Source organism: Streptosporangium sp. NBC_01755 (assembly GCF_035917995.1).
GTDB lineage: Bacteria > Actinomycetota > Actinomycetes > Streptosporangiales > Streptosporangiaceae > Streptosporangium.
The window spans coordinates 5,366,314-5,384,795 of record NZ_CP109131.1; the positions used below are offsets into that span (position 1 = coordinate 5,366,314).

The 18,482-nt window shown below is 70.3% G+C and carries 13 protein-coding genes and 1 pseudogene; 9 read left to right on the forward strand and 5 right to left on the reverse strand.

Features of this window, described 5'->3' with window-relative positions:
* Nucleotides 1-87 precede the first annotated feature (87 nt).
* Both OG884_RS25510 and OG884_RS25515 read left to right on the forward strand, forming a co-directional pair.
* Nucleotides 88-243: a hypothetical protein gene (locus tag OG884_RS25510; protein ID WP_326636937.1), complete on the forward strand. Its 156-nt coding sequence runs from the start codon at nt 88-90 to the stop codon at nt 241-243.
* Between the two features lie 152 nt (nt 244-395).
* Complete coding sequence (locus OG884_RS25515) at nt 396-2,435, forward strand: protein kinase domain-containing protein (RefSeq protein WP_326636939.1); 2,040 nt, start codon at nt 396-398, stop codon at nt 2,433-2,435.
* A gap of 178 nt (nt 2,436-2,613) precedes the next feature.
* Here OG884_RS25515 and OG884_RS25520 read toward each other — a convergent pair whose 3' ends face one another.
* Nucleotides 2,614-3,147: a TetR/AcrR family transcriptional regulator gene (locus OG884_RS25520; RefSeq protein ID WP_326636941.1), complete on the reverse strand. Its 534-nt coding sequence runs from the start codon at nt 3,145-3,147 to the stop codon at nt 2,614-2,616.
* A 126-nt stretch (nt 3,148-3,273) separates the two neighbouring features.
* On the opposite strand from OG884_RS25520, the gene OG884_RS25525 reads away from it, so the two are divergent.
* The 3 genes from OG884_RS25525 (at nt 3,274) to OG884_RS25535 (ending at nt 8,081) form a co-directional block, all read left to right on the forward strand.
* Nucleotides 3,274-5,517 carry an MMPL family transporter gene (locus OG884_RS25525; protein WP_326636943.1) on the forward strand — a complete coding sequence of 748 codons (2,244 nt, stop codon included), beginning with the start codon at nt 3,274-3,276 and terminating at the stop codon, nt 5,515-5,517.
* Nucleotides 5,518-5,936: 419 nt separating this feature from the next.
* Nucleotides 5,937-7,670 carry a serine protease gene (locus tag OG884_RS25530; protein ID WP_326636944.1) on the forward strand — a complete coding sequence of 578 codons (1,734 nt, stop codon included), beginning with the start codon at nt 5,937-5,939 and terminating at the stop codon, nt 7,668-7,670.
* A gap of 237 nt (nt 7,671-7,907) precedes the next feature.
* The gene (locus OG884_RS25535; RefSeq protein ID WP_442811527.1) at nt 7,908-8,081 is read left to right on the forward strand and encodes a hypothetical protein; all 174 of its coding nucleotides are present in this window, start codon (nt 7,908-7,910) and stop codon (nt 8,079-8,081) included.
* A gap of 95 nt (nt 8,082-8,176) precedes the next feature.
* Here OG884_RS25535 and OG884_RS25540 read toward each other — a convergent pair whose 3' ends face one another.
* Nucleotides 8,177-9,133, reverse strand: coding sequence for a CHAP domain-containing protein (locus OG884_RS25540; protein ID WP_326636946.1), 957 nt, complete (start codon nt 9,131-9,133; stop codon nt 8,177-8,179).
* Nucleotides 9,134-9,657: 524 nt separating this feature from the next.
* Here OG884_RS25540 and OG884_RS25545 point away from each other — a divergent pair.
* Together OG884_RS25545 and OG884_RS25550 are read left to right on the forward strand one after the other, a co-directional pair.
* Entirely contained in the window at nt 9,658-9,867 is a 210-nt protein-coding gene (locus OG884_RS25545; protein ID WP_326636948.1) for a DUF5999 family protein, read from the forward strand.
* The gene (locus tag OG884_RS25550) at nt 9,864-10,406 is read left to right on the forward strand and encodes an ATP-binding protein (RefSeq protein ID WP_326636950.1); all 543 of its coding nucleotides are present in this window, start codon (nt 9,864-9,866) and stop codon (nt 10,404-10,406) included. Before OG884_RS25545 ends, OG884_RS25550 begins: the two co-directional genes overlap by 4 nt.
* A 163-nt stretch (nt 10,407-10,569) precedes the next feature.
* Here the strand turns inward: OG884_RS25550 and OG884_RS25555 are convergent, their stop codons facing one another.
* A complete protein-coding gene (locus OG884_RS25555) occupies nt 10,570-12,870 on the reverse strand; it encodes an ATP-binding protein (protein WP_326636952.1) in 2,301 nt (766 codons plus the stop codon).
* Between the two features lie 380 nt (nt 12,871-13,250).
* The gene (locus tag OG884_RS25560) at nt 13,251-15,416 is read right to left on the reverse strand and encodes a serine/threonine-protein kinase (RefSeq protein ID WP_326636954.1); all 2,166 of its coding nucleotides are present in this window, start codon (nt 15,414-15,416) and stop codon (nt 13,251-13,253) included.
* Nucleotides 15,417-15,646: 230 nt separating this feature from the next.
* Here OG884_RS25560 and OG884_RS25565 point away from each other — a divergent pair.
* A pseudogene (locus OG884_RS25565) lies at nt 15,647-15,964 on the forward strand (cyclase family protein); the annotation flags it as partial.
* A 71-nt stretch (nt 15,965-16,035) separates the two neighbouring features.
* Nucleotides 16,036-17,265, forward strand: a complete 1,230-nt coding sequence (locus OG884_RS25570) for an ROK family transcriptional regulator (protein WP_326636956.1) — start codon at nt 16,036-16,038, stop codon at nt 17,263-17,265.
* A 17-nt stretch (nt 17,266-17,282) separates the two neighbouring features.
* Here OG884_RS25570 and OG884_RS25575 read toward each other — a convergent pair whose 3' ends face one another.
* Entirely contained in the window at nt 17,283-18,455 is a 1,173-nt protein-coding gene (locus OG884_RS25575; protein WP_326636958.1) for an AMP-binding protein, read from the reverse strand.
* Between the last annotated feature and the right edge of the window lie 27 nt (nt 18,456-18,482).

Below are 18,482 nucleotides of genomic sequence, written 5' to 3' on the forward strand. Positions count from 1 at the left end.
GTCTTCGGTGACGTGAGCAAGCTACCCAGGAATGATAATCAAGCAATCGCTTGGTTTGCCAAACGGATCCGCCCGGTCGGACGTGAGATGGCCAAGGTCATCCCCTTCGGGACGCTCCCCAACGCGGAGAAACTCGACTACTACCTCGAACTGGGCATCGAGGAGGTCGTACTCAGCCTCCCCAGCGCCGGCGCCGACCGGGTACTCCCCCTTCTCGACGAGTACGCGACCTATCTGCGCTGACCGGGCGTCGGCGATTCGTACGGTGTGTTGGGTCTTGCCCTGACCTGAGCATCACATGAGTGTCACGGTGAGGGTGACAAGACCTTCCTCCCCGTTGACTGTCGGCGATGCTTCTTCTTGAGTGAGAAGGGTGGCGGCGAGGGGAGGCTCGCGTGCCGTATGCGCAGCCGCTCAAGACGGGGGATCCGGCGGGGCTCGGTGAGTACGAGATCATCGGGCGTCTCGGAGAGGGAGGCCAGGGGGTGGTCTATGTCGGGGTGCGCCCCGACACCGGATCAGAGCCCTACGCGGTCAAGCTTCTGCACGGTTCGGTGGGGGAGGACCCGGAGGTCTTCCTGCGCGAGGTCGAGCTGGCCAAGCAGGTGGCCCGGTTCTGCACGGCCCAGGTGATCGACGCCGGGCTGGACGGCGACCGGCCCTACATCGTCAGCGAGTACGTCGACGGCCCGTCGCTCCACCGCGAGGTCGCGGTCAGCGGGCCCTACGAGGGAGGCAGGTTGGAGCGCCTGGCCATCGGCACGGCCACCGCGCTCGCGGCCATCCACCGTGCCGGGATCGTGCACCGCGACTTCAAGCCGCAGAACGTGCTGATCGGCCCCGACGGGCCGAGGGTCATCGACTTCGGGCTGGCCAGGGCCCTGGACGCGGCGGCCACCCAGAGTGGGCGCGGCGCGGGCACCCCGGCCTACATGGCGCCCGAGCAGGTGGAGGGCGCCGAGATCAACCCGGCGGCCGACGTCTTCGCCTGGGGCGCCACGATATGTTTCGCCGCCAACGCCCAGGCGCCCTTCGGCCAGGACTCGATCGCGGCGGTCCTGAACCGGATTCTCACCGCCGCTCCGCAGCTGGGTCGTCTCGACGGGCTGCTCGGCGCGCTGGTGGTCGACTGCCTGGACAAGAATCCCCGTAACCGCCCCAGCAGCCGGGAGTTGATGCTCGCGCTGCTCGGCAACGACGGGCACAGGTCGGTGCTCGACTCCCGGACCCCTCCGGTACCCGGCGGTCTCGCCCTGCGGGCCGACTCCGGCGAGCCTGACGTCTCGGGGCCATCCGGCGTGTCCGGTCCTTCCGATTCCTCGGGTACGGCAGGTTCCTCTGGCGTGTCGGGCCTGGCGGGGAGGTCGGGCACGTCCGGGTCCGCCCGGTGGGCGAGGTCCGGTGGGCGCGGGTCCCTCACCGAAGGCGAGGACTTCGACGAGCCCCGCACTCACCCGGGGCGGGCGGCCACCAGGGCATCGGTGGCGGTCTCCGGGGCGCTGCTGGTGAGCGCCGCCGTGCTGGTGGGGGTGCTGGTCCCGGCACTGAGCGGTGTCGCCCCCGGAAGTGCGGGGGCACCGCCGTCGGCTGTTCCGGTGGTGGAGACCAGTCCCCAGGTCGAGACGGAGCCGCAGGCGAGCAGGACGAGCCCGCCGGTCAGCCCCCTGCCGACGACCCCGGCCAAACCTCCGCGCGCGGAGGGCGTCAGATCCTCCCCGCTGCCGCCACCCGCGGCCACGACCGTCGTGCCGGCGCTCGTCGGGCTGGATCGTTCCGGAGCGGCGCGTCTGATCAAACAGGCCGGGCTGGCCACCGGGACCGTCCGAGCGGTCGACTCCGACCGGCCGGTCGGGGAGGTGCTCGCGAGCAGCCCGGTGGCGGGGACCACGCTGCCGAAGAAGGGCAGGGTCGCTCTGGAGGTCTCCGCGGGGTTCCAGGTGCCCAAGCTGGTCGGCCTCGCCAGGAGTGCTGCCCGGGCGGCGCTTGCCCAGGCGGGGCTGGTCGCCGGAGGGGTGAGCACGCGCTGCTCGGACCAGCCGGCCGGGCGGGTGCTGGCGAGCACCCCGGGCGCGGGCAGCCGCGTCTCGCCGGGCAGCGCGGTGGCGCTCGTCATCTCCAGGCACGGCGTTCCGGTGCCGTCGATCACCGGCCAGAGCGCGGCCGATGCCTCGAACACGCTCGGCGGGGCGGGTTTCGCCGTACGGACACGGGCGCGGCTGGTCACCAACGAGGCTCAGGACGGCGTTGTGCTGGCGCAGAGCGTGGCGCCCGGCACCTGCGCCCGGCCAGGGGCGACGGTCGTGATCACGGTCGGTGTGGGGGGCCAGAGCGGGCCGGGGCCGGGGCCGAGCCAGGGGCCGGGCGAGACCATCGCGCCTACCGATCCTTCCGACCCGCCGGATCCCGTTCCCGGGGAGGCGGCTCCCTCGGGATGACAGGCCCGTTCGGGCATCCGGTGCGGCGGCGGACCGGGAACTCGGGCGTGGTGCTCGTGGAGGGCAGGAAGGGACGAGGAGATCCGGCGGAGGCCAGGGGAGCCGCCCGCGAGGGAAGCGGGGAAGGGTGTGCCGGGAACTCGGGCGTGGCGCTGATGGGGGGCGGGCGGGAAAGCGGTCAGATGGAGGCCAGGGCGGTGGTCAGGAGGGTCCTCCTGACGTCCTCCTGGGGTAGGTCGATCGTCTTGACCACCGCGTACTGGAGCGACCCCAGCAGGGCCCAGGCCCGGACCCGGCGGGCGGGGTCGGGGTCGGGGCCGGCCAGACGGTGGTAGATCTCGTCGCGGAAGGCGCGGATGATCTCGCCGGGGGAGCCGGGGGGCGCGTTGTCGGCGCCGCTGATGTCCTCCATGATCAACCGGATGATCGCCCGGTGCCTGACCACGAAGGTCACCAGGGCCTCGACGAAGGCCCGCTCGCTGTCGAAGTCGCCCTCGAACAGGGCTATGACGTCCTCGGCGGCGGGCGCGATCAGTTCGGTGGCCAGCCGGTCCTTGGGGTGGAAGTGGTAGGCGACGGCGGTCTTCGTCAGGCCGACCTCCGAGGCGATGTCGGCCAGTGAGGTCGCCGCGTAACCGCGTTCGGCGAACAGCCGGCGGGCGGCGTCGAGGATCCGATCGCGCGTATCGTGTCCGTGCTCAAGTGTGGTCATCGTCTCATTCCCACGCTAGTGAGAGTATTTCCCAATTTGCGGGCCTACTCTCATACCGTAGGGTCTGTACGACCGTACAGTACGGTGTTTCGAACACACCTCAGATTTTAATAGGGCGGTCACCGAATGTCTGGTTTGCTGGGGCGGCTGGGGAGCTGGTGCGCTCGGCACGGCAGGGCGGTGCTGGCACTGTGGGTGGTCGTCGCGGCACTGCTGACGGCGGGCTCGGTGCTGTTCCCCGGACCGGCCACCAACGACACCAGCCTCCCCGGCACCGACGCCCAGCGGGCGATGGACCTGCTGCAGGACGGTTTCGGCCCCGGTTACAAAATGGGTGGTGCGGTCCAGCTCGTCCTTTACTCTCCCGCCGGCTCCCTCATCACCGAGCCGAGGAAGAGCGCGGTGAAACGTGCCGCGGAGCAGATCCGCAAGGTCCCGCACGTGGTGGAGGTGACCCCTCCCTCCCGGACGGGCGGGCTCGCGCCCAGTCTGGAGGTCGGTTTCATCGCGGTCAAGCTTGAGGGGCACGACACCACCAAGACGGTCGAGACCGCCAAGCTCCTCGTCGAGGCGGCCGAGCCCGCGCGGGCGGCGGGCCTGGAGGTCGTGCCCGCCGGCTCGTCGAGCCCGGCGAACAAAGAGATCAAGACCGGGACGAGCGAGATCATCGGAGTGATCTGCGCGCTGCTGGTCCTGCTGTTCGCGTTCGGCACCCTGGTCGCCGCGATGATTCCGATCTTCGTCGCACTGGTCAGTATCGCGACCGGGCTCGGCACGATCGGCCTGCTCGGCCACCTGGTGGACGTGCCCAAGCAGGCGCCGATCCTGGCGACGATGATCGGTCTCGGCGTCGGCATCGACTACGCGCTCTTCCTGCTCAGCAGGTACCGCAAGCTGCTGGCCGACGGCGTGCCCGTCCACGAGGCGGTCCGCCGGATGGTCGCCGGCTCCGGCGGCGCGGTGGTGTTCGCCGGCGGCACGGTGATCATCGCGCTCAGCGCGCTCCTGCTCGCCGACTTCCCCATGCTGCAGACGCTCGGCTGGATCACCGGCATCTCGGTGGTCTGCGCGGTGCTCACCGCCGTCACGCTGGTTCCCGCGCTGCTCGGCATGCTCGGACATCGGGTCAACGCGTTCCGCCTGCCGTTCGTGGGGCGCCGAGGCAGCCGCGGCTCCTCCGGCTGGGCCTCGCTGGGCAACTGGGTGGCCAGGCGTCCATGGAGCGTGCTCGCGCTCAGCCTTGTGCTCCTGGGCGCGCTCACCGCCCCCGCCCTGGGACTCAAGCTGGGCACGCTCGACAACGGCTACGGCGACCGCGGCACCGACGCGCGGCGCTCCTACGAACTGCTGCAGGCCGGGTTCGGACCCGGCATGAACGGCCCGCTCGTCGTGGTGGCGGATCTGGAGACCCCGGTCGTCGACCGGAAGCCCGCCCCGGCCATATTGCGGAACCTGAAGGAGCGCGTCGCGGACGTCGAAGGGGTGGCCCACGTCGGCGACCCGGTTCTCAACGAGCGCGGCACGGCGGCCCTGGTCCAGGCGATCCCCGACTACGCCCCCAGCGACCCCCGGGCGCTGGAGGTGGTCAAGGCGGTACGCGCGCTCGAGATCGAGGGGGCCAAGGTCCACGTGGGCGGTGAGGTCGCGGGCATGGCCGACGCCAACTCCAAGATCGCCGCACGTACCCCGCTGGTCGTCGGCGTCGTGGTCCTGCTGAGCGCACTGCTGCTGCTTCTGGCGTTCCGTTCGCCGGTCGTCGCGATCAAGGCCGCGGTGATGAACCTGATCTCGCTCGGGGCCGCGTTCGGCGCGCTCTCGCTGGTCTTCTCCCTGGGCCTTGGCAGTGGTCTGGTCGGCATGGACCCGCCGGTCAACGTGGACGCCTCCTATCTGAGCACGATCTTCTTCACGGTGCCGATCGACAGCTACATCCCGCTGATGCTGTTCGCGATCCTGTTCGGCCTGTCGATGGACTACGAGGTCTTCCTGCTCACCGCGGTGCGGCAGGCGTACCTGAGGCACGGTGACAACCGCAGGGCGGTGGCCGAGGGGCTGGGATCGACCGGCCGGGTCATCACCTCCGCCGCCCTGATCATGGTCTCGGTCTTCGTCGCGTTCATCGCCTACCCCGACCCGATGGTAAAGATCTTCGGTGTCGGCCTGGCGGTGGCCATCGCGGTGGACGCCACGATCATCAGGGGCCTGCTGGTCCCGGCGACCATGGTCCTGCTCGGCAGGTTCAACTGGTGGTGCCCCGCCTGGCTGGACCGTCTCCTGCCCAACCTCTCCATCGAGGGCCAGGAGGAGGACGAGGAGACCGAGGAGCCCGAGGAGCCGAGCAGGGAACTCGTCGGCGCGGGTCGCGGCTGAGCCGCAGCGGCGACCGGGGGGTCGTGCGTCACCTGGACCGGCCCCCGCACCGAGGTGGACGGCGCCAGGCTCACCGCCGCCTACGCGACCTCGTCACGGATCAGGGGCACGGATCAGGGGCGCGGGCCAGGGGCGCGGGCCAGGGGTGCGGATCAAGGGCGCGGGCCGGGCGTCGGGTGAGATCCCGGGGCGATCTCCGGGCGCGCGCCGCACGCGGATTCGGCGCTCGGCGTTGTGGGCATATACTCGCCCGTACCTTGATCGCGTACCGGTGCCGGGCCGTCCTGCCACTTGATCGCCGGGAAGATCGGGCAGGTCGTCGGGTGTTCCCGGCGGCCTACCAGTCGCTTCCAAGTCCTCCCCAAGTGTCCCCCGTCATGCTCTCGCCTCGGGAAGCAAGTTTTGGGGAGAGTACGCAGATGTGGGGAAGAATCAGCGCCGTCGCGGGCCTGGTACTGGCGAGCACGCTGGCACTGCCGGGTACAGCGATGGCCAAACCCAAAGAGGTCGATGTCCCCGTCGGGACGTGGCTGGCGGCCAGGACGCACCCGTCCGTCCAGTTGACCTCGGTGTCCTACACGGCGGACGTGGCCGTGCCGACGCCCGAGGCGAACCTGGAGGCGATCAGGACCCTGACGCAGCAGGGGATCAACGCCGTACAGAGCGGCAAGATCTCCTCTGACGAGAACAGCATCTACCGCTGGGTCGTGCAGCAGATGGCCAAGAATCCGGGCCGCTACTTCTCGCCCGGCGGGCAGGAACGGGTCGTCGAGGCGACGGCGGGCGGGCTGTGCACCGGCTGGTGGGTCACGCCGGACGGTTACATGGTGACCGCGGCGCACTGCGTCGGCCAGGAGGACGCCGAGCTGGCCCAGACCTTCGCGGCACAGGCGCTCACGAAGATCAATGAGAAGGACGCCGCCGACCTGGTCGCCAGCCTCGGCGACATCGCCTCCGACGAGGAGATCCTCCGGAACGCGGCGAAGATCTTCCAGATCTGGAACGCGGAGAACATCAAGATCCGTAATGTCCAGAGCTCGCTCTCGCTGCTGCAGAGCCTGCCGGGCGGCGGCGTCGACAAGACCACCAAGACGGTGCCGATCGAGCTGGTCGCCAAGGGCACGGTCTACCCGGGCAAGGACGTCGCGATCCTCAAGGCCAACGGGCAGAGCAACCTGCCGACCGTGCCGCTGGGCGAGGACTCGGACGTGCGTGTCGGCGACACCCTTTACATCAGCGGGTTCCCCGGCACCGTGACGCAGACCTCGATCTTCAACCTTGAGTCCAAGCTCGACCCGGCGTTCACCGAGGGCCCCTACAACGCCAGCCGCCAGACCCCCGAGGGGGTGCCGTACATCCAGACCCAGGCACCCTCCTACCCGGGCAACTCCGGCGGTCCGGTGTTCAGCAAGGACGGCAAGGTCATCGGCATCCTGGTCGGCGGTCTGATCCAGCAGGACGGCGGCTCCACCGAGGGTGAGAGCTTCGTGCTGCCGGTCAGCATCGTCAAGGAGAAGCTGAACGAGAAGAACATCAAGCCGGCCGAGTCGTCGACGACGAAGGCCTACAACGAGGCGCTCGACCTGTTCTTCCAGAACAGATACTCCGACGCGCTGCCCAGGTTCCGCGAGGTGCAGGCGCTGCAGCCGAACCACCCGTACGTCGCCAAATACATCAGCGACTCCCAGCAGGCCATCACCGCGGGCAAGGACGAGAGCGGCACCCCGATCCTGCCGTGGCTGCTCTGGGGCGGCGGCGGCCTGGTCGCCGCGTTCGTGATCGGCACGATCGTCGCGGTCGCCAGGGGAAAGCGCCGCGCCAAGGGGCCTGCCTCCTTCCCGCCCGCTCCCTACGGGGCGCAGCCCGGCTACCCGGCGCAGTTGCAGGGGAGCCAGCCACAGTACGGCCAGCCACAGTACGGCCAGCAGGGGCAGCCGTACGGGGCGCCACAGCAGCAGTACCAGCAGCGGCAGCCCTACCCGCTCCCGGCTGGGCCGGAGACCCGGGCGGTCCGCACGCAGTCGCCGTACGGCCCGCCTCAGCCCCAGCAGGGGGCTCCGGGGCCCGGGGCGAACACCCGGATCGCCGGTCTGGAGGCGGAGCTGGAGCAACTGCGCCGGAACATGGGGAAGCGCCCGCCCGAGCAGCGCTGATCACACTCGCTCGGGTGGAGCCGCACCCCTGGGGAGCGCCGGCGGCGCTCGCCCGAGCGGAATCAGTGAACACCCGAGTGGCGCTCCTCGCCCGAGCGGAATCAGTGAACACCCGAGTGGTGCCTCTCGCCCGAGGGGCACCGCTCGGGTGTGGAAGCCCGGAGTGAACTTACCGCTCCGGGCCTTTCGCCGTACGGCCCACTGTACGCTTACCCAAGCGTGCGCTAGGTTGGTGTAGTGGACCTGGACTTCACCCCCGCGGAGCGGGAATTCCGGGCCGAGGTGCGGGACTGGCTGGCCCGGCACGTCCCGGAGGTCCCGCTGTCCTCGATGGACACGCGGGAGGGCTTCGAGGCGCACCGCGAGTGGGAGCGCCTGCTCGCGGCCGACAGTCTGTCGGTGGTCTCCTGACCCATCGAGTACGGCGGGCGGGGGGCGAGCCTCGTCGAGCGGCCATTTCTAGCCGACTTGTCATGATTTATGGGGAGGAATCCCTCGGTAGATCCCTAGGCCGGCACCTTTTCCCGGCGGCGGCGTCCCCGGTAGCCGCTGTGGACCAGGACGTCGCCTGGTTCGACGGGTGAGCTGCGGGAACCGGCCGGTACGGCGGGACCGTTCCGACCGTTCCGACCGTTCCGACCGTTCCGACCGTTCCGGGCCACGGGGCGGGCGGCGGAGACAGAGATGGGCGCAGGGACGGTTGCCGTTCTCGGGCTGACGGCCGAGTGGGCGGGCATGGTGGAACGGGCGGGGCGGGCGGAACGGGCCGGGGTGGCTCCGCCGTCGTCTCCCGACGGGGCCTCTCGGCCGTTCCCCGCCGCTGTCCCGGCGGCGTGCTTGGGTGCCTGCCTGGCCTTGCCGGGTCCCGCGGACGCCGGGGTCTTTCTCGCCGGGATGGGGGCGGGGACCAGGGCGAGCAGGTTGGGTCCGGGGTCGACCGCCACCAGGTTGCCCCCGCACGCGGTGGCGGGATCGAGAATCAGCTGCTTCTCGGTGGCCTCCCGATCCAGCCGGGCCTTGATCTTCTCCGGATACCCGTAGCCGACGACCTTGCCGGTGTCGCGCTCCTTGCGCTTGGCGACGCCGCCGTCGATGTTGCCCTCGATCGTGTGGATCCTGTTCCCCTCGACCCGGGTGACGATCCCCACGTGGTCGATACCGTCGATCTTCTTCGAACCGCTCCAGTCGAAGAAGACGATGGCCCCGGGCTTGGGAGTGGCGCCCCAGGCATCCTGCTGCTGGAACCACCGGGCGTGGTAGACGGTGTAGGCGAACTGGCCGATCCACTCCTCGTAGCCCAGCTTGCCGGCAGCCCACGAAAGGTACATGTCGCACCAGGGGGCGGCGGTGTAGTCGGCGTCGAACTCGACGGTCCTGCCGTACCAGTCGCCGAACTTGGTGTAGCCGCCGCTCTTCTCGGAGTATCCGAGCTGGCTCTCCAGCAGCTCGACGAACTTCTGCATCTCAGGGGTCATATGAGGTTTCAGGGGACCCCCGGCGGCCATGCGGGGATGGTCGCTCCGCCTTGCGACCTGGCCACCGGGAGACGGGGTAGGGCGATGGCGCGTTCACGCGAGCCTCCCGGGGACGGGTAGGACGCGTGCGGCGGCACCACTGGCCGGTTGTCTTCCGTGACGAGGGAGGTTACCCGGCCCCAAGGATAGGTCACAACAGTCTAAAGTGCACGCAAAGTCACTTGGCGTCATATACCTAGATAAAAGACGACGTCATGGGCTTCTGTGTGATCCTTCGCGAGTAGAGCATTTAGCGAAAAGATCTACTGGACGGCCGCAACCGGAGCCAGGGCCGCTGTCACCGCGCGGGTCGATCTTGTTGACCATCTTCATCCCTGGGGGCCGACCTCTTTACCATCGGCGAAATAGGTATGGATATGGGTATTTATCCCGATATGCCGGTATCGGCTCTGGGAGAGGCTGGTCACATCGAAGGCTCAACTGCAACCGATGAAGGATTAAAGGTACGAGCCATGTGTCAGCACCAGCCGCGATGCCCTCTCGCAAGCGCCCCCGATCATGAAGCCGCGTCCCTCGTGGCCTTCCACCCCGAGCAGGGGTGGGGTCTGCTCTGCAACGGCGTCGTGGTCTTCGAGGACACCGGAGCGCTCCTGCCGGACGGGCGTAGCACTCCCGTCCACAGCATGCCCGCCCACCGTGTTTCGTGGAGGCAGGCGGCATGAGTTCGGTTCGGGTTCCCGCCGGCAAGGGCAAGGGATCGAGCACGCCGGGCGGGCAGGTTGCCCAGTCGTGGCCGATCGCCGCGGGCAACGGTCCCGTGCGTGAGCCGAACCCGCCCATGACCGCCCTCCTCGGGGAGCCGGACTTCCAGGAGACGTCGTTCTCCTTCACGCCCGAGTCGTCATCCGTGCCCCGGGCGCGCCGGGTGACCCGCGCCTGCCTGGCGGACTGGGGGCTGCACGAGGAGCACAGCACGGTCGCCGAGCTGCTCGTCAGCGAGCTGGTCACCAACGCGCTGCGCCACTCGCGAGGGACGATCAGGCTCGCCCTCTCCTTCGAGGAGGGCCTGCTGCGCTGCGAGGTCGAGGACGCGGACGCGGACCCCTCACAGATCCGCGTGCACCGGGCGCATGAGGACGACGAGCGGGGACGCGGGCTGCACCTGCTCGACCTGCTGTCCTGCTGCTGGGGTAGCGACCGTACCTCCGAAGGCAAGGCCGTCTGGTTCGAGCTCCCCGCGCACGTCGCCGCCGGGTGCTGACCATGGGCCCGCCACACGCGCCGGTCACACCCGCCCCCGCCGGGGGCTGAACCCACACACCACCTCCGAAGGCCGGATGCCGAGTCCCCCCGACTCGCCTTCCGCCATACGCCGGAGCCGACGAGATCGCCGCACTCGTCGGCTCCGGCGTTCCTCTTTCCCGTCAGGTGCCGGATGCGCGGTTCCCGTTCACGTCCCGGTTGCGCTCGCCGATCCAGACGGCGATCTGGGCCCGCGAGTGGAAGCCCAGCTTGGTCATGATGTGCTCGATGTGACCCTCTGCGGTGCGCTGGGCGATCGTCAGCGAAGTCGCGATCTCCTTGTTGCTCAGCCCCTGGGCGACGAGCTGGGCGATCTCGGTCTCTCTGCGGGTCAGCGGGGACGGCGACGGCGCGGCCCTGTCCGGGGGCCCGCCGGAGCGAGTGCCCTCGTCGAGGGCGAAGGCCAGTGCCTCCTCGCCAGGCAGCTTCGCGCCCCGCCTGGCGGCCGCGTCGAAGGCGGTTTTTCCGAGAGCCTCGCGCGTACGGGCCTCGCACTCGTCGTGGTAATACATCAGGTGCCCGAACCCGGACATCGGTGCCCCGACCGCCTGCCAGATCGTCTCCAGGATTCCCAGCAGTACGGCCGCCCGCCGATGGTTCCCCTCCGCGGCGGTGATCCAGGCCAGCACCTCCAGATTGACGCCGACGCCCAGCAGATCGTCGAGCGAGCGGTTGAACCTCAGGCTCTCCTTCTCCAGTTCGGTCGCGCGCCGGGCGTCGCCCTGGGCCCAGACCCCGACACCGAGCGCCATCATCGCGTACGCCCTGTGCCAGCTCTCCCCGTGGGCGTCACAGAGCGTGAGGCACTCCTCGCCCGCGGAGATGGAACTCGCCCAGTCACCCAGGAAGGAGTGGGCGAGGCAGAGCCGGATGAGCGTCAGGGCCAGGCCCGTCGGATCGTCGTCGGCGAGGTGGCGCGCAGCCGCCTCCCGGTAGAGCTCGATCGCGGCTTCGACGTCTCCCCGGAACATGGCGATCATCCCCGAGTAGAGCGTGACGTAGGCCAGGACCGGCTCGTGCCCCGGCAGGTTCCCCAGCGCCCTGGCCTCCTCCAGCATCGCCGTGGCGGAGACGACATCGGCCTGGATGATGGCCAGCCAGCTGTTGGACCAGAGCGCACGGCCCCGGATCTCGTCGGGCCCGGTGACGGCGAGCAGGCTTCGGTCCAGCCAGTGTCGTCCCTCGCTGAGATAGTGGCTGGTGATCCAGTGGTAGAGCAGGTCGGTGGCCATGCCGAGGGCGGCGGAGGTCTCTTCAGGGTCGGTGAAGCAGTACTCCAGCGCGGTGCGCAGGTTGGCGTGTTCGAGATCCAACCTGCCGAACCAGGCCACCTGGGACGGGCCGAACCGCTGCGCGTACGCCTTCGCCGACAACCGCCGGTAGTGGTCGCGGTGCAGCCGCCGGAGTCTGGTCTCCTGTCCCAGGGCCGCCAGCCGCTCCCGGCCGTACTGCCGGATCGTCTCCAGCAGCCGGTAGCGGGTGACCGAGGGGGTGGCGGGGGGATTCTCCTTGATCAGGATGGACTTGTCCACCAGCCCGATCACCAGGTCGATCGCCTCCTCGCGATCGATGCCCGCCCCCGAGCAGACCGCCTCGGCCGCCTCAAGGTCCAGACCGTCGGCGAACACCGAGACGCGCGCCCACAGCAGTTGCTCCTTCTCCGTGCAGAGGGCATAGCTCCAGTCGATCAGCGCGCGCAGCGTCTGCTGGCGGGGCAGCGTCGCGGGTGAACCGCCGGTGAGCAGCCGGAACCGGTCGTCCAGCCTGGCCAGCAGCTCTTCGGGGGAGAGCGCGCGCAACCGCGCGGTCGCCAGCTCGATCGCGAGCGGAATGCCGTCCAGCCGGCGGCAGATCTGCTCCACGGCGGACCGGTTGGCGTCGGTGACCGTGAAATCCGGTATGACGGCGGCGGCCCGCTCGGCGAACAGCCGCACCGCCTCGGACTGCGTGGCGGGCTCCGCAGGCAGTCTCGGACGGTCGGAGTCCGGTACCGGTGGCGGCAGCGGCAGCGTCGGCACGGCCAGCGTCTGCTCGGCGGCGATGCCCAGCGCCTGCCGGCTGGTGGTGAGGATCCGCAGGGAGGGGGCCGAGCGCACCAGGATCTCCGCCAGCACGGCGCAGCCCCGCAGGAGGTGCTCGCAGTTGTCGAGGATCAGCAGCGCCCGCTTGTCCCGGAGGTGGTCGACGAGCACCTCCATCAGGGGTCGGCGAGAGGTATCCCTGATCGCCAGGGCCTCGTTCACCGACGCGCCGAGCAGCTCGGGATCCTTCAGTCCGGCGAGCTCGACCAGCCACACCCCGTCGGGGAAGGCGCGCTGGACATCGGCCGCGACGCGCAGGGCCAGCCGGGTCTTGCCGACACCGCCGGGGCCGGTGAGGGTCACCACACGGGCCTTGGACAGCAGGCGCCTGACCTCGGCCATCTCATGCCGACGTCCTACGAAACTGGTCACCTCGAGTGGCAGCCCCGGTGTCTGCCACCGTTTCGGGGTGGCCGGTGCCACCTCATCCATCAACGCCTCACGCCGGCTTCGGCAGGCGGACCGCCTAAGGTTCGAGTCCGGCCGACACCACCCACACTATGCGCAGACGGTTTCGCCCCCGTACGCGCCGTGACCGGGGCCGTGACCATGACCATGACCATGACCGGGACCGGGACCGGGGTCGTAATCGGGACCGTGGCCGGGTGGGCGGGTGGGCGCCGGCCGTCGGCGGCGAGAGGGCTATGGATCAGTAGCCGGCGTCCCAGTAGGCGAGCGTGTCACCGGTCATCGATCGCCAAGCTGGCGCACGCTTGGTTACCTCACAAGATGCCGTCCACACCGGTTCGCTCGGGGCCGGGTTCGTCCACGGTGGGCCGTTCGGAGTTCCGCGGCCTCTCCGGGGCCGGGCCCTGGTCCGGGTCCTGCTCGGGAGCACAGGAGGGCAGGTCGATCCGGACCGTCCGGGAGGGCATGTCGCCCGAGGGGACCGTACTGATCGTCACCAGCCGCGTGACGTGCTCCCCGCACCGGGGCGGCTCGGCGAACTCTCCCCTCACCTCCCGCGCGTACTCGGTGGCGCCGGACAGTTCCAGCTCCCGCGTGCCGCTGGTCACCGCGCCGTCGAGCTTCTGGGCGAACCCGAGTCGCACGGTCACCGGCGAGGTGCCCGAGGTCCTCACCAGGAAGCCGACGGTGGTGCCGTCGAAGGCGGTGATGGAGACCGAGGGCGGTGAGCACGGCTCGCCGTGGACCTCCTGGGTGCGGCTGGAGGTCCCGACGGAGGAGCGGGGCGAGGTCGCGACCGTGACCCGGCGATAGAGGGTCTGCCCGCAGGCGGGGGCCGCGAAGGTGTGCGGGACGGTGTGTGAGTAGGCCGAGGACCCGTCGAGCACCGAGGTCTGCGGGGGCGCCTGGACGAGCCGGTCGCGCGTCGGACCCTCGGCGAACATGACGGTCACCACGACGTCCGCCGGGGTGGAGGCGCGGAAGGCGACAGTGGTCCCGTTCGAGTCGATTCCCACGACCCTCAGGCCGCTGACCGTGTGCGCGGGCTCCGGTGGCGTCCCCGTCAAGATCGGCGTGGGTGTCGGAGGGCGTGTGGGGGTGGGCGTCGGCGGCTTCGGTGTGGGGGTTGGTGTGGGCTTTGGCGTGGGCGTCGAGGTGGGCGTCGAGGTGGGCTTCGGTGTGGGCGTCGGGGTGGGGGGTGTGGGGCTCGGGCGCTGAGGCCGCGAGCCGGTCGGCGCGGGGGTCGCGGTCCGGCTCGGGACCGGTGAGGGGAACGTGACAGGAACGGAGTCCGTGTCCTCCGAGGGCGGCACGGGCCGCCCGACGGCGGCGCCTCGCGAGAGGCTCGGCCCGACGGACGGCTCCGGCGGCTCCGGCACCTGGCTCCGTCGCGCCGGTGTCCCCTCGATGATTGCTGAGCTGGGTGGCGGGGTGAAGATCGTGTCGGCGGAGAGCCGGTCGTGCGGCCGGTTGGCCGCGATCACACCGGCGGTCATCGCGACGGTGACCACCCCGAGTCCGGCCAGCGTCCTGGGGCCCAGCCGGGGACGGCGCACCCGGCGCACCCTCCCCATCCGGCCGAGCACGGTCTGGGCCACCGAGGAACTCGCCCTCGGCGCGGGTTTGGCCAGCGGGAACGCCAGCGCCAGCAGCGTGGCGAGCTCGGCCAGGTGCCGCCGCCCGCGCTGCTCCCACTCCGGCCCGTACGCCGACAGCGCCGCGGCCTCCAGCTCCTCCAGGAACGCCCGCGCGTTCTCCGGCCGGTCATGCGGGTCCTTGGCCATGCCCCGGACGACCAGAGCGCGGACCGAGCTGGGCACCTCCGCCACCGGGATCGGCGCGGTCAGGTGCCCGTGCATCAGCGCCGCGCGGTGATCCGCCTGGTACGGCCTGTGTCCGGTGAGGCACTCGAAGAACACGCACGTGGCCGCGTAGACGTCGGTCGCGGTGCTCGCCGACGCCCCCTCCCACTGCTCGGGAGCCATGTAGGCGGGGGTGCCGGCGGTGATGCCGGTCTCCCCGACGTGGGCGGCGATGCCGAAGTCCGCCAGCTTGCTGCCGCCGTCGGCCTGGATCAGCACGTTCTCCGGCTTGTAGTCGCGGTGCACGACCCCGGCCGCGTGCGCGAAGGCCAGGCCCAGCAGCGAGCCCTTGAGCACGGTCAGCGCGGCCTCCGGGCTCGTGCTGCCGTGCTCGGCCAGGATCCGCCTGAGCGCGACCCCGTCGACCAGCTCCATCACGATCGCGGCTTCGAGCACGTCCTCGTAGTACTCGTACAGCTGGACCACGTTCGGGTCCTGCAACTCCACCATGACGCGCGCCTCCGCACGGAAGCGCGCCAGGAAGCGGTAATCGTCCTTGAGTGTCGCGTTGAGGTATTTGATGGCCACGTAGGCACCGGTGGCGGCGTACGTGGCCAGCACCACGCGCCCGCCTCCGCCGACGCCGAGTTCCCGAATCTCGCGGTATCCCGGAACCATCCAGTCCCCTTCCGAGTGCCGTCGACTTGTTCGACGGTCTCACCCATGGGGTTGGTTGTCACGGTTGGTCAACTTTTATGAATGAATCGCGCTCGGTAGTCGATGCGGCCGTGTGTTAACCTCCGAAAGGTAATCAAGCAAGCGCTCGGGTTAGTAGAGGTCGCATGCCCGTCGATCTGGGTGCGCTCGCCGCGCTCGGGGCCAGGATCGTCGTGGCGGACGTGGACGAGCCCGCCGCTGTGGACCGTCTCGGGGCCGCCTGCCGTGCCGTCACCGGCCAGGTGATCAGCCTGGCCATGCCGATCAGGGGGGCCACATCCTCGCCCGCCCCCACGACGGTCCCGCACCTGCGGGGCCGCCCGCTGCCGCAGCACTTCATGTCCGTGGACGGCGACGACTACGCGGCCGGCACCCGCCCGATCGGGGCCGGGCTGCGGATGGCCGACGACGCCCTGATGGTCACCCACCACGGCACCACGACTCATGTGGACGCGCTCTGCCACATGTGGGCGGGGGAGGAGCTCTGCAACGGGCGGGAGTGCGCTCGATGAGCATTGGCCGTGAGTGGCTAGAATAATAGTTGTACTAACATTTGAAATTACTTCCCCGGGGGAGAAGCATGAGCCGTCCACAGCGGGGGACCCTCCGTGACGTGCGGAAGGGCAACCGGTCCGTGGTCCTGTGGACGTTGTATTTCGCCAACGAGCTGAGCAGGCACGACCTGGCCCAGACGACCGGTCTCAGTGCCGCGACGGTCAGCAACGTGATCGGCGACCTCGTCGCGGACGGCATCGTGGTCGAGACCGGTTCCGTCGACTCCGACGGCGGGCGGCCGCGGATCATGCTCAGGGTCGATCCCTCGTACGGATACGTGGTCGGGATGGGGGTCGGGGAGACACACGTCCGCGTCGAGCTGTACGACCTGGCGATGAAGGAGCGGGCGAGGAAGGAGTTCGCCCTCGACCCGAGCCGCCACGAGCCCGCCGTGGTGGCCCGTCACATCCTCGACGGGCTGGAGGCGGTCCTGTCGGAGGCGGGGGCGGACGAGTCCGAGGTGCTCGGCATGGGGCTGGGCGTCCCAGGTGTCGCCGAGCAGGGGCCCGACCTGCTCATCCACGCCCGCGCGTTCGGCTGGGACGGCGTACCGCTGGGCGCGCTGCTGCGCGAGGGCACCTCGATCCCGGTCTTCGCCGACAACGGGGTCAAGACCACCGGCCAGGCCGAGCTCTGGTTCGGGGCGGGCAAGGGCGCCCAGCACCTGGTCATGACCTTCATCGGCACCGGCGCCGGGGCGAGCGTCATCACCGGCGGCGTCACCTACCGGGGAACGGCGAACGGCGCGGGGGAGTGGGGCCACACGAAGATCGTCCTCGACGGGCGCCCCTGCCGCTGCGGCAGCCGGGGCTGCCTGGAGGCGTACGTCGGCGCCGAGGCGATCCTCGCCGGCGCGGGAAGGGGCCTGGGGGACGACGACGAGGAGGGCGTCTTCGCCGCGCTTCTCGCCGACCCGCTGGCCAGGCCCGCGTTCGAGGAGGCCGTCCGCTGTCTCGGGGCGGGGCTGGCCAACCTCATCAACCTGGTCAACCCCGAGCGTGTCATCCTTGGCGGCTGGGCCGGGTCCCTGCTCGGGCGGGAGTTCCTCAGCGAGATCCGCGCCGCCGCCGCCAGGTACGCCCTGCCCCTGCCCTTCTCGCAGGCGTCGATCGAGCTGGGCAGGCTCGGCCCCGAGGCGGTCGCCCTGGGCGCGGCCACCCTGGTCGTCGAGGACTTCCTGCTGCGCAGCCACGCGGTGCGTCCCGCGGGCCGGGTCGCGACCCCGGCGCCGGCGGCCGGGCCCGCGCACGCCTGACCGGCCTCCGGCGCCGATCAGCTTCTCGTCGCCGTCGGCGATGTGCTCCAGAGTGGTGAAGCGGGCCATGTGCTCAAGCATGTCGGCGGGGTAGCGGCCGTTGAGAATCGGGTCGAGGAAGATCCGGTTGTGCAGGCCGTCGACGAGACGAAGTCCACATGCCGCGGCTTCTTGTACGAGGCGAGTCCGCCCCGCACGTGCTCGACGATCTCCTCGGCGGAGGCCGTGGCTCCGTCCCCGAGGACCACGACGGCCTTCACCGCCTGCCGCCACCGCTCGTCGGGGACGCCGATGACCGCGGCGTCGGCGACGGCGGGATGGGTCTTCAGCACCCGCTCGACCTCGGCCGGATAGATGTTCTCGTTGCCGGACTTGATCATGCGGAGCCTGGGGCCGATGAAGGTGATCGTGCCGTCGGCCTCGCGGCGGCCGAGGTCACCGGTGTGGTGCCAGCCCCCGCGCGTCTTCGCCTCGTTGAGTTCAGGTTTGTTGAAATATCCAGAAAAAAGAGACTTGCCGCGGGCGCAGATCTCGCCCACCTCTCCCGTGGGCACCTCCTCGCCGTCAGGGGAGAGGATGCGCACCTGGACCAGCGGCGACGGCCGTCCGGCGAACCTCGTGGCGCCCGGGGCGAGCCCGAGGAAGGTCAGCATCCCGGCCACCTCCGTCTGCCCGTAGCCGCCCATCTTCGACCGGCACCAGGGGGAGTCGTCCACGCTCGTCATGGCGTCCCATTCGGCCGGGTGGGAGACGAAGTGGAGCGACGTCAGGTCGTACCCGCCGTCCTCGTTGGCCTTCGCCACCGCGTCGATCATCTGTCCGAACAGGAACGCCTGGGTGACCTTCTCCGCGTCGACGAGGCGGCAGACCTCGCCGGCGTCGAAAGCCGGAGTGAAGACGTTCGTCCCGCCGATCTGCAGCGTGGCCAGGCAGAACATCATCGTGCCCACGTGGAAGAGCGGGCCGCTGTTCAGGAAGGTGAAGCCCGGCTCCATCTGCCGCACCACCAGCAGCGAGGTGCTGTGCGCGATCAGGGCGGCGCTGCTAAGCAGCGCCGCGTTGGGGCGGCCGTCGAAGGCGGCGGTGTAGAGCGCGAGCACCGGTGCCGTGTCGTCGGCGTCGTCGGCGTCGTCGGCGTCGTTGGCGTCGTCGGCGTCGTCGCCGACGTCGCCGACGAACCCGCCGGGCAAGGTATCCGGGGACCCTGCGGCCAGGAA